Below are 13,863 nucleotides of genomic sequence, written 5' to 3'. Positions count from 1 at the left end.
GAGCGTGCGTACCCGGATGTACCCGGATGACGAGGCTCAGGGAAATCCCGGGGGAAGGCGGGCCCTGCCCCGAGTCCTGGCCCGGGTTCGGCTCCGGCGCCTACCCCAGACCCTGCTCGGGCTCCCGCCCCGGCTTCTACCCCAGACCCTGCTCGGGCTCCCGCCCCGGCGCCTCCCCGAACCGTGCCAGTGCCAGCGCCCCCGCGACCGCCACGCAGAACCCCAGCACCGCGAGCCACACCAAGCCCTCCCGCGTACGGTCCCCGAGCCAGACCACGCCCACCGCCGCCGGGCCGATCGTCTCGCCGATGACCATGCCGGCGGTGGCCGCGGTCACCGAACCGTGTTGGAGGGCCGCGGTCAGCAGGAGGAAGGCGGCGGCGCCACCGAGGAGGAGGGCGTAGGTCGCCGGATTGGTGAAAAGGGTCGACGGCGACAGCGAGTCGATCAGGCGTACCGCCACCTCCACCACCCCGAACCCCAACCCGGCCCCCAGCCCGAGCGCCGGCGCCCGGCCCCGCCCGGACCAGCGCCCGCCGACCAGCGCGAGCAGCAGTACCGCGACGGCGACCGCGAGCATCGCGTACTTCAACGCGGCCGACCCGGCACGGTCCCCCTCCGCGCCCGAGGCCAGCCCCAGCATCGCCAGTCCGCCGCAGACCACCCCGACCGCGCCCCACTCCATCCCGCTCAGCCGCACCCGCAGCAACCGGGCCGCGACCACCGCCGTCACCGCCAGGCTGGAGGCAAGGGCCGCCCCGACCGCGTAGATGGGGATCGACCGCAGCGCGGCGATCTGCAGCACGAACCCCACCCCGTCCAGCCCGAGCCCGACCAGATACCGCCACTGCCGCACCGCCCTGAGCAGCAGCGCCGCCTCCCCACCGGCACCTGCCGTGCGCGTACCGGCCGTCCCCGCGTCGGCCTCCCGCGTGGCGACGGCCTGCAACACCGTCGCCGTACCGAAGCAGACCGCCGCACCGAGCGCGCACACCATCCCAAAGATCACAAAGTGACTGTAGGGGAGGCCAAGACGGGCGGGGTGCCTCGGAGCGCGCTCTCACCGATCTCTAGGCTGTCCGCCGAAGATCACGCAGCGGTCCGGCAACAGACGGCAGGCGTCGGCCATCAGACGGCAGGCGTCGGCCATCAGACCGCCCGTCAGCATTCCGACCGCTACCTGATCAATCGCACGGCAGCCTGATCAACGGGGAGACGAACATGGCGGACGCACGCCGACAACTACGCTCGGGCACAGTCGTACTCGGCGGCATGGGACTGCTCGCCGCGGCCCTCACCGCCTGCTCCTCCGAGCCCGACAAGCGCTGCGTCGACCGTGACAGTTACAACCTGGCCAAGGGCTACAAGGTCGTCGCCGACAAGAGCTGCAAGTCCACCAAGTCCTCGGCGAACGGCGCCTGGTACTACGGCGGCAAGAAGAAGGGCTCCTGGGTCGAGGGCGGCTCCTTCACCAAGCCGCGCAAGGGCTCCGGCTCCTCGGGCGGCGGCAGCCACGGCAGCAGCGTCGATCGCGGCGGCTTCGGCAGTGGCAAGGGAAGCTCCGGCGGCTGATCCACCCATGCAACGGCACCGCATCACCCCCCGCCCCGACTGGCAGCGCACGGTCGAGGAACAGGGCCTCGTCCTTCCGCTCACCCGGCACCCCGACGACTCCCTGCGCCCCTACTGGGACGAGAGCGCCTACTACTCCTTCACGCTCCCCGAGGTCGAGGCCCTGGAGGAGACCGTCGAGGAACTGCACCGCATGTGCCTGGCGGCGGCCGAGCACATGGTGACCCACCACCGCTTCGCCGACCTCGGCATCACCGACCCCCGCCTCGCGCAGACCGTCGCCGAGGCCTGGCACCGGCGCGCCGAACTCCCCTCCGTCTACGGCCGTTTCGACCTCCGCTACGACGGCACCGGCCCGGCGAAGCTCCTGGAGTACAACGCCGACACCCCCACCTCCCTCGTCGAGGCCGCCTCGCCCCAGTGGTTCTGGATGGAGGACCGCTTCCCCGGCGCCGACCAGTGGAACTCCCTCCACGAACGCCTCGTCGCCGCCTGGAAGAACCAGGCCGCCCTCCTCCCGCCCGGCGCCCCCCTCCACTTCGCGCACTCCGCCGCCGACGAACTCGGCGAGGACCTCATGACCGTCGCCTATCTCAAGGAGACCGCCGAACAGGCAGGCCTCGACACCGACTGGATCTCCATGGAGGAGATCGGCTGGGACCCCCTCTCCGGCCGCTTCGTCGACAACCGCCTCCGCTTCATCCGCAGTTGCTTCAAGCTCTATCCCTGGGAGTGGCTCACCGGCGACCGCTTCGCCGACCACGTCCTCGACACCCTCGACAACGGCGGCGGCACCGGCACCACCCTGTGGATCGAGCCCGCCTGGAAGATGCTCCTCAGCAACAAGGCCCTGCTGGCCGTCCTGTGGGAGCTGTACCCCGACCACCCCAACCTCCTCCCGTCCTACCTCGACGGCCCCCGCGACCTCGCCCACACCACGGGCTACGTCGCCAAGCCCCTGCTCGGCCGCGAGGGCGCGGGCGTGACGATCCACGCCCCCGGCACCCTCCCGCCCGCGCCCCAAGAACCCTGCTGCTACCAGCAGTTGGCCCCGCTGCCCGACTTCGACGGCAACCACGTCGTCCTCGGCGCCTGGGTCGTCGAGAACGAGTCGGCCGGCCTCGGCATCCGAGAGTCGTCGGGCCTGGTCACGGACGAGTACGCCCGCTTCCTGCCGCACGTCATCCAGTGAGTCCGCCGCCCCGCCCGACCTGGCTCGCATGGTGGACGCGGCACCTCCGTGCCCCGGCCTCCCCGGTAGGCTGACCGGCGGGCCGTGACTGGCGCGCTGGGATGGGACCAACCATCGGGGAGCGGCCCGAGCGGAAACTGTGTGCCGTGCGCCTGGGCCGTACCGTGAATGCCGAACGCCACGTCCGGAGGTCCTGATGCCCGACAACTCTGCGCCCCTTTCCCCCGAGTCCACCGCCTTCCGCTCCGCCCTCGATGTGATCCGCGCCGTCGAGCCGCGCGTCGCCGACGCCATCGGCCAGGAGGTGGCCGACCAGCGCGAGATGCTCAAGCTGATCGCCTCGGAGAACTACGCCTCCCCGGCCACCCTCCTCGCCATGGGCAACTGGTTCAGCGACAAGTACGCCGAGGGCACCGTCGGACGCCGCTTCTACGCCGGCTGCCGCAACGTCGACACCGTCGAGTCCCTCGCCGCCGAGCACGCCAAGGAACTCTTCGGCGCCCGCCACGCCTACGTCCAGCCGCACTCCGGCATCGACGCCAACCTCGTCGCCTTCTGGTCCGTCCTCGCCCAGCGCGTCGAGGCCCCCGCCCTGGAGAAGGCCGGCGTCCGCCAGGTCAACGACCTCTCCGAGGCCGACTGGGCCGAACTTCGCCAGGCCTTCGGCAACCAGCGCATGCTCGGCATGTCCCTGGACGCCGGCGGCCACCTCACCCACGGCTTCCGCCCGAACATCTCCGGCAAGATGTTCGACCAGCGCTCCTACGGCACCGACCACACCACCGGCCTCATCGACTACGAGGCCCTGCGCACCTCCGCCCGCGAGTTCCAGCCGCTGATCATCGTCGCCGGCTACTCCGCCTACCCCCGTCTCGTGAACTTCCGCATCATGCGCGAGATCGCCGACGAGGTCGGTGCGACCCTGATGGTCGACATGGCGCACTTCGCCGGCCTAGTCGCCGGCAAGGTGCTGACCGGCGACTTCGACCCGGTCCCGCACGCCCAGATCGTCACCACCACGACCCACAAGTCGCTGCGTGGCCCGCGCGGCGGCATGGTCCTGTGCGACGACTCCCTCAAGGACCAGGTCGACCGCGGCTGCCCGATGGTCCTCGGTGGTCCGCTCCCGCACGTCATGGCAGCCAAGGCCGTCGCCCTCGCCGAGGCGCGTCAGCCCTCCTTCCAGGACTACGCCCAGCGCATCGTCGACAACTCCCGCGCCCTCGCCGAGGGCCTGATGAGCCGCGGCGCCACCCTCGTCACCGGCGGCACGGACAACCACCTCAACCTGATCGACGTCACCACCTCCTACGGCGTCACCGGCCGCCAGGCCGAGGCAGCCCTCCTCGACTCCGGCATCGTCACCAACCGCAACTCCATCCCCGCCGACCCCAACGGCGCCTGGTACACCTCCGGTATCCGCATCGGCACCCCCGCCCTGACCACCCGTGGCCTCGGCACCGCCGAGATGGACGAGGTCGCCGCCCTCATCGACCGCGTCCTCACCACCACGGAGCCCGGCACCACCAGCAAGGGCGCGCCGTCCAAGGCCCAGCACGTCCTCGACCCCAAGGTCGCCGACGAGATCTCCCGCCGCGCCACCGACCTCGTGGCCGGCTTCCCGCTGTACCCGGAGATCGACCTGGGCTGAGGCCAGTTGGGCTGAGGCCAGTTGGGCTGACGCCTAGCGGGGTGAGGCCTTCTGGACCGACGCCCGTTGGGCGGCCACCGGTCGGGCCGATGCCTCTGGGCTGACGCCCGCCGGGCTGACGCCTCCAGGCGACGCGTCAGGTCACTCCGACGACCGAGCGAACCGCGCCACACCTCACCTCACATGTCGAGGTCGATCAGTTCATGTCGTGGTTCCTCCCGCGGCGGTCCGGCTCCGTGCCGGGCCGCCGCGCGGCGTATCAGCAGCGCGCCCGCGCCACCGACCGTGAGCCCCACGGCGAGCCCCGGCAACGTCCACCAGATACCACCCCGGCCGAGCCCACCCGCGCCCAGCCTGTCCGCCGAGGCCGCTCTGTCCGACGCGGTGGAGCCGGTCTGCGCGGACCCGCTCCCGGCCGCCCCCTCGCCGGCCCCGCCGGCCGCGTCGACCCCATCCCGTGGCCCGTCACCGAGCCCGTCGAGTACGCCCTGTTGCTCCAGCCGCACGAAGACCGAGCGCGGCGCCCGGTGCCAGCGGATGTCGTCGTCCTCCACATCCGGCGCGAGGTCGCTGCGCACCCAGGGCGAACCGTCCGTGGCCACGAACAGTTGGTCCTGCCGCTCCACCGCCACGTCACCGCCCGGCGCCCGGCTGGTCTGCGGCCAGCCCCCGACGCCCGACAGCCCCCAGATCACCGTGAAGTTCACCGGCGGATACCGACCCTCGGTCCACTCCTCCGGCACGCGCTCCGTGCCGGTGTACGTCGGCTGCAGCAACTCCGACAGCCGGGCGAAAGCAGGCTCGCCGGAACGCAACGCCAACGTCCGCCCCGTGCCACCCGCGACGATCACCGCCGTGTCGGGGCTGTCCCGGCCCTGCGTCGGTGCCCCCGCCGGTATCTGAGTCCCCGTCTCTGCGCTCGCCCCCATCTGCGTAGCCGTCTCCGCCTGCGTAAGTGCTCGCCCTTCCGACCTGACCTCTGCACTCACCGCCCCGTCGGCCGTCGGCACCCCGCACAGAGTCACCGCGACCGCCGGCAGCAACGCCGCGAGTCGTACCGTCACTCGCCCGGCCCGTCTGGCCCGCCCAACCCGTCGGGTCCGCCCGCTCATCCCCACCTCACCCCGTCCCACCCCTCCGCGTCCCCTCATACGTCCTGCAACTCCTGCCTGGGCCCCGACTCCCGCCCTCCACCACGCCACCAACCCGGCGGCAGCCGCGAGGCCAGCGGTCGCAGCACCAGCGCCAGCGCCAGCGCCGCCCCGCCCGCCGCTCCCGGCAACGTCCACCACCAGTTGGACCGCCAGCGGGTGCCGTCGGTCGTGCCCGGCGTTCCGACCGACACGGTGGTCGTCGTCGTGTCCGGTCCGGTGGTCGGGGCCGTCTCCTGCGACTGCCACGGCTCCGGGAAGATGCCCGCGTAGCCGTCGCCCGAGGACTTGGCCATCACGCCCAACTTCTTCAGCAGGGAGCGCAGTTCGGCGGGATGGTCGGCGCGATGCCAGTAACCGTTCGGCGTTTCCGGCATGTCGGCCGCCGTGTGGATCCAGACGGCACGTGGCCCGGAGTCGACAGGGAAGACCTGGTCCACGCGCCAGGGCGACACGTCGTGCGCCATCCATGTGACGTTGATCTGACGCGCCTGCGCCGTAGCGACCTGCGGCGGCACGTCTCGCGTGCCCACGCCCGCCGCGCCGAGCAGCTTCTGCAGCGCGTCGTACTCCTTGTCGGAGTAGTACAACGCGGTGGCCTCGCCGCTGGTCGGCGAGGTCACCAGCACGCTCGTCGGACCGCCCGCCGAAGCCGACGACGCGACCCACGTCATCAGAGCCAGCGTCACCGCCAACGCGCCTGCCAGCACAGCCAGTTCACGGACCCGGCCCCGCCATCTGTTCCGCCACCCGCGCATCCCGTCCCCCAACCAGTCGTCCCCGCGACCCGTCCCCGAGCCGCATGTCACTTCTGGTACACCGCCCGACCCGCCGGGGTTCCCACCCCGACCGCACTATTTCGCCGACCCGTCGGCGGAGCCGTCGGCAGACATCCCGCCGGACTTCTCCAGCTCCCTCGCGATCTCCACCGCCCGCGCCCTCGACGCCACCCCCTCCAACCGGAGCGTCACCTCGTCGAAGCCGGCCCGGTGCATCCACAGCAGCGTCGGCCCGGCGGTCCGCTCCTTGCGGGTGAAGCGCGTTCCGTCCGCGTCGATGAGCCAGAAACTCAGCAGATGGGGGCGGGGGAACCACAGGGCGTAGTCCGGGATGCCGCCGGTCGAGGTCTCCTTGCCCAGCGGGATCCACTCCGGCTGCTCGCGGGCGGTCTTGGCGAAGGTGAGGTCCAGCGGGTTCGGCATCTCGTCCAGCCGGACCGTGTGCCCGTCCACACGCCAGCACAGGCTCACCAGGAACCGCCCGTGCGGCTCACCGCTCACCGCCACCGTGTCCGGGACGCCCAGCGCCTCGGGCACCAGCGGCTCGAACCCGGCGCGGCGCTCGGCCTGCCCCAGCGACAGGGACCGGCCGCAGCCGGGTACCTCGGCGCCCGGTGAGGGCACCGCCGACGGGTCGTACCGCACCTCGACCCCGCCGAAGTCGAACCAGTCGAAGACCGCCGCCCGCACCGGGGGCGTGAGCACGAGCACCGTCAGGAGACCGCACAGCAGGGCGGTGAGCGAGCGCCAGCGCAGCCGCGTCCAGTGCCGGACCGACCGCAGGCGGGCGCGGGCCGGGCGCGGCTCGGGGACCGGGGTCGGCAGCTGTTCGGCGAGTATCTGGCCCAGCACCCGCTCGACCATCGTTTCGGAATCGTCGGTGCCCCCGGTGCCCGGCGCGTGCAGCGACCGGCCCAGCGCCTTCAGCTCCTCCGGCAGCCGGGCGGTCTCCTCCCGGGTCCGCCCTCGCTCCCGTCCCCGCTCACGTCCTCGCGGGCCCCGGTCGCCGCCCCGACCGTCACCACGGCCGCGCGGGCCCCGGCCACCGGTGCCTCCGGCGGCACGTCCACCCTCACCCTCGTAACCCTCGTCCTCGTGCGACTCACTCATGCTCATCACCCCCTTCCCGAGGTCGAAAATCCGGCAGCAGTCTGCCCAGCTTTCGCAGGGCGCGGCTGAGGCGGGACTTCACCGTGCCTCTCGGCCAGCCCAGGGCCTGGGCGGTCTCCGGCTCGTCCATCTCCAGCAGATAGCGGTAGGTGACGACCAGGCGGTGCTCCTCGCTCAGCTTCTCCAGGGCGGACAGCAGGGCCGCGCGGCGCTCCGTCTCGATGGTCGCGACCGCCGGGTCCGCCGATTCCGGTATCAGCGGCTCGGCCTCGGCGAACGCCGCCTCCCGGCCGGCGAGCGTGCGCTGCCGGGCCGCCGTGCGCACTGTGTTCCTCGTCTCGTTGGCGACGATCGACAGCAGCCACGGCTTGAAGGCGGCGCCGTCCTTGAACCCGCCCAGCGCGCAGTACGCCTTCACGAAGGCCTGCTGCACCACGTCCTCCGCGTCCGCACCCGCCCCGAGTGCCGCGGCCGCTCTGAGCGCGATGCCCGTATGGGCCCGCACCAGCTCCGCGTACGCCTCCGGCTCTCCGGCGCGTACGCGTGCGATCACCGCGGCCTCATCGACGATGCGGCCCCCCTCCCGCGTTCTCACACATTTGGTACACCGCCCGAGGCGGATCGGTTCCCACCCGTGTCACATCTGTTTCCGACCAGTTCCGGACCCGCCCCCAACACCTGAGAGAATGGTGAACATGTCCTCAGATCGTCCTCGCGTGCTCTCCGGAATCCAGCCCACCGCAGGCTCGTTCCACCTCGGCAACTACCTCGGCGCCGTCCGCCAGTGGGTGGCCCTGCAGGAGTCCCACGACGCGTTCTACATGGTCGTCGACCTGCACGCGATCACGGTCCCGCAGGACCCGGCGGAGCTGCGGGCCAACACCCGGCTCGCCGCCGCGCAGCTGCTGGCGGCCGGGCTCGACGCGGAGCGCTGCACGCTCTTCGTGCAGAGCCACGTTGCCGAGCACGCGCAGCTGGCGTGGGTCATGAACTGCCTGACCGGGTTCGGCGAGGCCTCCCGCATGACCCAGTTCAAGGACAAGTCCGCCAAGCAGGGTGCCGACCGGGCGAGCGTCGGCCTGTTCACGTACCCGATCCTCCAGGTCGCGGACATCCTGCTGTACCAGGCCAACGAGGTGCCGGTCGGTGAGGACCAGCGGCAGCACATCGAGCTGACCCGCGACCTCGCCGAGCGCTTCAATGGCCGCTTCGGCCAGACCTTCACGATCCCGAAGCCGTACATCCTCAAGGAGACGGCGAAGATCTACGACCTCCAGGACCCGTCGATCAAGATGAGCAAGTCGGCGTCCACGCCGAAGGGCCTCATCAACCTCCTCGACGACCCGAAGGCCACCGCCAAGAAGGTCAAGAGCGCGGTCACCGACACGGACACCGTCATCCGCTACGACGCCGTGGACAAGCCGGGCGTCAGCAACCTGCTCACGATCTACTCGACCCTCACCGGCAAGTCGGTCGCGGAGCTGGAGCGGGACTACGAGGGCAAGATGTACGGCGCGCTCAAGACGGACCTCGCCGAGGTCATGGTCGAGTTCGTGACGCCCTTCAAAGAGCGCACGCAGCAGTATCTGGACGACCCGGAGACGCTCGACTCGATTCTGGCCAAGGGCGCGGAGAAGGCGCGTGCCGTCGCCGCGGAGACCCTCTCGCAGGCCTATGACCGGGTCGGCTTCCTGCCCGCGAAGCACTGAGGCGCACAACCGCACACACGTACCACTGGACAGAGCGCTGCACATCACTACGGTTGCGCCTGCCCGGACCCCAGCCGTGGCCGTACAGTCGATAGCCGAACGGCTGGGAACGTCCGACCGACACGACGACAGGAGATGACGTGGGGACCGTAACGATCGGCGTGTCGATCGCGGTCCCGGAGCCTCACGGCAGCCTGCTCCAACAGCTGCGCACTGGCTTCGGGGACGCCGCGGCTCACGGCATCCCCACGCACGTCACCCTGCTGCCGCCGACGGAGGTCGACGGCGCTTCGCTGCCGGCCGTCGAGGCGCATCTGACCGAGCTCGCCGGGGCCGGCAGGCCGTTCCCGATGCGGCTGTCCGGGACGGGCACCTTCCGTCCGCTCTCGCCCGTCGTCTACGTGCGCGTGGAGGAGGGCGCCGAGGCGTGCACCTGGCTGCAGAAGCAGGTCCGCGACGCCTCCGGGCCCGTCGCACGCGAACTGCAGTTCCCGTACCACCCCCATGTGACGGTGGCCCACGGCATCGACGACGAGGCGATGGACCGTGCCTTCGCGGAACTCGCCGACTACGAGGCCGAGTGGCCGTGCACCGGGTTCGCGCTGTACGAGCAGGGCCCGGACGGTGTCTGGCGCAAGCTGCGGGAGTTCCCCTTCGGGAGCTCGGTGGTGCCGCCGCAGGCCGGTCACGTGGAGCGGGGCACCATCCCCAGCCGGTAGGCCGATCCTCAGTGGGTAGGCCGAGCCCCAGTCGGTAGGCGGATCCCCGGCCGGTGGGCCGGCCGGGGCAGCCGTGGCCGATGCCCGGTCGCCTACAGGGGCAGTCGTCGGAACAGCCCGCGCGGGACGTGCCGCAGGGCCGACATCACCACGCGTAGCGTGCCGGGCACCCACACCGTCTCCGAGCGGCGCCGCAGGCCCAGCTCGACGGCCGTCGCGACCGCCTCCGGGGTCGTCGCCAGCGGCGCCTCAGGCAGACCCGCGGTCATCTTCGAGCGGACGAACCCGGGGCGTACGACCATGACGTGCACGCCGGTGCCGTACAGCGCGTCCCCGAGGCCCTGGGCGAAGGCGTCCAGCCCTGCCTTGCTGGAGCCGTAGATGAAGTTGGCGCGGCGGGCGCGCTCGCCGGCGACGGAGGAGAGCACCACGAGCGAGCCGTGGCCCTGCGTCTGCAACGCGCGTGCGCTGACGAGTCCTGCCGACACCGCGCCCGTGTAGTTGGTCTGCGCGACACGCACCGCGGCGGCCGGTTCGCGTTCGTCGTTCGCCTGGTCGCCGAGGATTCCGAAGGCGAGCAGCACCATGTCGACGTCGCCCTCGGCGAACACCTTGCCGAGGGCCGCCTCGTGCGCGTCGGGGTCGAGCGCGTCGAAGGCGACGGTGTGCACGTCGGCACCGAGGCCGCGCAGCTGCTCCGCGGACTCCTCCAGGGCGGGTGAGGGGCGTCCGGCGAGCCACACCGTGCGCGTGCGGCGGGCGATGAGACGGCGTGCGGTGGCGAGAGCGATCTCGGACGTACCGCCAAGGATGAGCAGGGACTGGGGGAGGCCGAAGGCGTCCTTCACGGGTGCGGCTCCTAGAGGTTGTCTACGAGGTTGCCTAGAGGGTGAGGCGGCGGGCGAGGTCCGACACGAACACCCCGCGCGGGTCGAGTTCCGCGCGCAGTGTCCGGAAGTCGTCGAGGCGCGGGTACATGGCGGCGAGCAGTTCGGGGCGCAGCCGGGAGTCCTTGGCGAGGTAGACGCGCCCGCCGGCCTCGGCCACGTCCTCGTCGAGCCGGTCGAGGAGGGCGCCGAGGCCGGGCAGGCCGGCCGGGATGTCGAGGGCCAGCGTCCAGCCGGGCACGGGGAAGGAGAGCCAGCCGGGGTCGGCCTCCCCGAAGCGCTTGAGGACGGCCAGGAAGGACGGGCACCGGTGCTCGGAGATGCGCCGCACGATCCGGCGCAGGGCGTCCTCCTGGCCGTGTCCGACGACGAACTGGTACTGCACGAAGCCGCCGCGGCCGTAGACGCGGTTCCAGTGCGGCACGCCGTCCAGGGGGTGGAAGAAGGTGGGGATCCGCTGGAGTTGGCCGGTACGCGCGCGTGGTGCTCTGCGGTACCAGAGCTCGTTGAACAGGCCCACGGTCGTGCGGCTGAGGAGACCCTCCGGGAGGAAGGCGGGGGCGGCCAGGAGCCGGCGGGTCTGGAATTCCAACGGTGCTCTACGCGTGCTTGCGGGCAGTGCGTCGAGGGGCGCGTGGTCGCCGCGGGTGAGCACCGCGCGGCCCGTCGCCGCACCCCGCGCGAGGAGGTCGATCCAGGCGACCGAGTACCGGTAGTGGTGGTCGGTCGCCGTGAGGCGTGCCATCAGGTCGTCGAGGTCCGTCGCGCGTTCCGTGTCGACCGACATCAAGGACGTCTCGACGGGCAGCAGTTGGACGGTCGCCGTCAGGATCACTCCGGTCAGGCCCATGCCGCCGGCGGTCGCGTCGAACAGGGGCGTGCCGCGGCTCACCGTGCGGATCGAGCCGTCGGCGGTGAGGAGTTCGAAGGACAGGACGTGCCGGGAGAAGGAGCCCGAGACGTGGTGGTTCTTGCCGTGGATGTCCGCGCCGATCGCGCCGCCGACCGTCACGTAGCGCGTGCCGGGCGTCACCGGCACGAACCAGCCGAGCGGCAGCAGGACCTCCATCAGCCGGTGCAGGGAGATGCCCGCGTCGCACAGCACGGTGCCGCCGGCGGCGTCGATCGCGTGGACGCGGTCCAGGCCCGTCATGTCGAGCACCGCGCCGCCTGCGTTCTGCGCCGCGTCCCCGTAGGCCCGCCCCAGGCCCCTGGGAATGCCTCCGCGGGCCCCGCACTCCCGGACGGCCGTCACGGCCTCCTCGTAGGTCCCTGGGCGGATCAGACGGGCCGCCGTGGGCGCGGTGCGGCCCCACCCGGTGACGGGGACGGGCAGGGAGGCGGGTGCGGTGGCGGATGCGATGTCCTGGGCGGCGTCGGCAGACATGTCGGCGACCGTATCGCCCCTATGTGATCGGTTTGTTCAGAAACATGACCTCCCTCCCCGAAATGGGTGATTAATGGGATGTCGCTCAATATTGCCGGAGTTCCGGCGGTGTTGACGTGAACAGTGAGTCCACATGGACCACACGGACCACATGGACCACCGAATCCTTTCGGCCTGCCGGGCGTACGGCGCCGATCCGCGCGTCGCCGGAGCCGCGCGCGTCCTCTCCCGGGCCGGCGAGCACGGTGCGCTGTGGCTCGCGGCGGGGCTCGCGGGAGCCGCCGTGGACGGCGCGCGGCGCGGCGCCTGGTTGCGCGGCACGGCGCTCACCGCCGGTGCGCACCTCGTCAGCATGGGCGTGAAGAGAGTGGTGCGCCGCCCCCGTCCGACGCACGTCGAACCCCTTGTGCGCACCGCCGGCCGCCACTCCTTCCCGAGTTCGCACGCGACCTCCGCCGCCGCGGCGGCCGTCGCCTACGGGGCGCTCGGCGCCCCCGCGGTCCCGCCGCTCGCCGCCGCGATGTGCCTCTCCCGCCTGGTCGTCGGCGTCCACTACCCCTCGGACGTGGCAGCGGGCGCGGTCCTGGGTGCGCTCACGGCGCGCATCGGATCGCGCTGGGTGCGAGGGGGCGCTCATGACTGAGACCGCGCCCCTCACCGGCGGCGCGCGCACACGTGAGACGGCGCTTCTGGAACAGCGCGCGCCCCAGCGGCATACCCCACCACCCCGTAAAGGCTCCTTCCTCGGCTCCCTCCTCCGCGGTCTGCTGAAGACCGCGCGCCCCAAGCAGTGGGTCAAGAACGTCCTGGTCGTCGCCGCCCCGGCCGCCGCGGGCCAGCTCTTCACCCGGCACGCGCTGACCCAACTCGCGCTGGTCTTCACGCTGTTCACCGCCTGCGCCGCCGCCGTCTACCTGATCAACGACGCCCGCGACGCCGAGGCCGACCGCGCCCACCCCACCAAACGGCACCGTCCGGTCGCCGCCGGACAGGTCCCCGTGCCCGTCGCCCACGCCGTCGGAGGCGTCCTCGCGGCCCTCGCACCGGCGCTCGCGGCCTGGCTGGTCTCGCCGGTCGTCGCGGCGCTCCTGACGGCCTACCTCGGCATGCAACTGGCGTACTGCCTCAGCCTCAAGCACGTCCTGGTCGTCGACCTCGTCGTCGTCACGACCGGCTTCCTGATGCGGGCGATGATCGGCGGGGTCGCCCTCGGGATCCCGCTCTCGCGCTGGTTCCTGATCACGACCGGCTTCGGCGCGCTGTTCATGGTCTCGGCCAAGCGCTACTCCGAGGCCGTGCAGATGGCCGGGAAAGGCGGCACCACGCGCGCGTTGCTCACCGAGTACACCACCGGCTACCTGCGGTTCGTGTGGCAGCTGGCCGCCGGGGTCGCCGTGCTCGGCTACTGCCTGTGGGCGCTGGAGGAGGGCGGTGTCCCGCACGCGAGCGTGCTGCCCTGGCGCCAGCTGTCCATGGTCGCCTTCATCCTCGCGATCCTCAGGTACGCCGTCTTCGCGGACCGCGGCACGGCCGGCGAACCCGAGGACGTCGTCCTGCGCGACCGGGCTCTCGCCCTCATCGCCCTGGTGTGGCTGGCGATGTACGCGCTGGCGGTGGCGAATTGGTGACCCACGCTAGCCCGGCGCCGACCGCGGGCCCTGCGCCCGTCGCGAGCCCCTCGACCCCGGCCACGCCCCTCACACCCC

At 72.0% G+C, this 13,863-nt stretch carries 14 protein-coding genes and 1 riboswitch; of the genes, 7 read left to right on the top strand and 7 right to left on the bottom strand.

The features are described 5' to 3' along the window. Nucleotides 1-136: 136 nt before the first annotated feature. Entirely contained in the window at nt 137-997 is an 861-nt protein-coding gene (locus M2283_RS23555) for a hypothetical protein (RefSeq protein WP_280878722.1), read from the bottom strand. Nucleotides 998-1,221: 224 nt separating this feature from the next. On the opposite strand from M2283_RS23555, the gene M2283_RS23550 reads away from it, so the two are divergent. The 3 genes from M2283_RS23550 (at nt 1,222) to M2283_RS23540 (ending at nt 4,415) form a co-directional block, all read left to right on the top strand. Next, entirely contained in the window at nt 1,222-1,572 is a 351-nt protein-coding gene (locus M2283_RS23550; protein ID WP_280878333.1) for a hypothetical protein, read from the top strand. 7 nt (nt 1,573-1,579) lie between these two features. Next, nucleotides 1,580-2,764, top strand: coding sequence for a glutathionylspermidine synthase family protein (locus tag M2283_RS23545; RefSeq protein ID WP_280878332.1), 1,185 nt, complete (start codon nt 1,580-1,582; stop codon nt 2,762-2,764). Between the two features lie 74 nt (nt 2,765-2,838). Further along, nucleotides 2,839-2,929, top strand: a riboswitch (ZMP/ZTP riboswitch). Nucleotides 2,930-2,960: 31 nt separating this feature from the next. Beyond that, the gene (locus tag M2283_RS23540; RefSeq protein ID WP_280878331.1) at nt 2,961-4,415 is read left to right on the top strand and encodes a glycine hydroxymethyltransferase; all 1,455 of its coding nucleotides are present in this window, start codon (nt 2,961-2,963) and stop codon (nt 4,413-4,415) included. Between the two features lie 179 nt (nt 4,416-4,594). On the opposite strand, the gene M2283_RS23535 is transcribed toward M2283_RS23540, so the two are convergent. The 4 genes from M2283_RS23535 to M2283_RS23520 all read right to left on the bottom strand — a co-directional run bounded on the left by M2283_RS23535 (nt 4,595) and on the right by M2283_RS23520 (nt 8,050). Next, nucleotides 4,595-5,344, bottom strand: a complete 750-nt coding sequence (locus M2283_RS23535; RefSeq protein ID WP_280878330.1) for a hypothetical protein — start codon at nt 5,342-5,344, stop codon at nt 4,595-4,597. A 218-nt stretch (nt 5,345-5,562) separates the two neighbouring features. Beyond that, a complete protein-coding gene (locus tag M2283_RS23530; protein WP_280878329.1) occupies nt 5,563-6,240 on the bottom strand; it encodes a hypothetical protein in 678 nt (225 codons plus the stop codon). Nucleotides 6,241-6,420: 180 nt separating this feature from the next. Further along, the gene (locus M2283_RS23525) at nt 6,421-7,455 is read right to left on the bottom strand and encodes a hypothetical protein (RefSeq protein WP_280878328.1); all 1,035 of its coding nucleotides are present in this window, start codon (nt 7,453-7,455) and stop codon (nt 6,421-6,423) included. Continuing rightward, nucleotides 7,448-8,050, bottom strand: a complete 603-nt coding sequence (locus M2283_RS23520; protein ID WP_401713786.1) for an RNA polymerase sigma factor — start codon at nt 8,048-8,050, stop codon at nt 7,448-7,450. Before M2283_RS23520 ends, M2283_RS23525 begins: the two co-directional genes overlap by 8 nt. A 100-nt stretch (nt 8,051-8,150) precedes the next feature. On the opposite strand from M2283_RS23520, the gene trpS reads away from it, so the two are divergent. Both trpS and M2283_RS23510 read left to right on the top strand, forming a co-directional pair. Beyond that, entirely contained in the window at nt 8,151-9,164 is a 1,014-nt protein-coding gene (gene trpS / locus M2283_RS23515; RefSeq protein WP_280878326.1) for a tryptophan--tRNA ligase, read from the top strand. Nucleotides 9,165-9,304: 140 nt separating this feature from the next. Next, nucleotides 9,305-9,883 carry a 2'-5' RNA ligase family protein gene (locus M2283_RS23510; protein WP_280878325.1) on the top strand — a complete coding sequence of 193 codons (579 nt, stop codon included), beginning with the start codon at nt 9,305-9,307 and terminating at the stop codon, nt 9,881-9,883. A gap of 92 nt (nt 9,884-9,975) precedes the next feature. On the opposite strand, the gene M2283_RS23505 is transcribed toward M2283_RS23510, so the two are convergent. Next, complete coding sequence (locus M2283_RS23505; RefSeq protein ID WP_280878324.1) at nt 9,976-10,731, bottom strand: decaprenylphospho-beta-D-erythro-pentofuranosid-2-ulose 2-reductase; 756 nt, start codon at nt 10,729-10,731, stop codon at nt 9,976-9,978. 34 nt (nt 10,732-10,765) lie between these two features. Next, complete coding sequence (locus M2283_RS23500; protein ID WP_280878323.1) at nt 10,766-12,157, bottom strand: FAD-binding oxidoreductase; 1,392 nt, start codon at nt 12,155-12,157, stop codon at nt 10,766-10,768. A gap of 133 nt (nt 12,158-12,290) precedes the next feature. Between M2283_RS23500 and M2283_RS23495 the strand changes: the two genes are divergently transcribed. Both M2283_RS23495 and M2283_RS23490 read left to right on the top strand, forming a co-directional pair. Beyond that, entirely contained in the window at nt 12,291-12,800 is a 510-nt protein-coding gene (locus M2283_RS23495; RefSeq protein ID WP_280878322.1) for a phosphatase PAP2 family protein, read from the top strand. After that, nucleotides 12,793-13,785, top strand: coding sequence for a decaprenyl-phosphate phosphoribosyltransferase (locus tag M2283_RS23490; RefSeq protein ID WP_280878321.1), 993 nt, complete (start codon nt 12,793-12,795; stop codon nt 13,783-13,785). Before M2283_RS23495 ends, M2283_RS23490 begins: the two co-directional genes overlap by 8 nt. Nucleotides 13,786-13,863 lie beyond the last annotated feature (78 nt).

The organism is Streptomyces pseudovenezuelae (assembly GCF_029892565.1).
GTDB classification, from domain to species: domain Bacteria; phylum Actinomycetota; class Actinomycetes; order Streptomycetales; family Streptomycetaceae; genus Streptomyces; species Streptomyces pseudovenezuelae_A.
The sequence above is the reverse complement of the archived record's forward strand: the minus strand, read 5'-3'. Positions and strand labels throughout refer to the sequence as shown.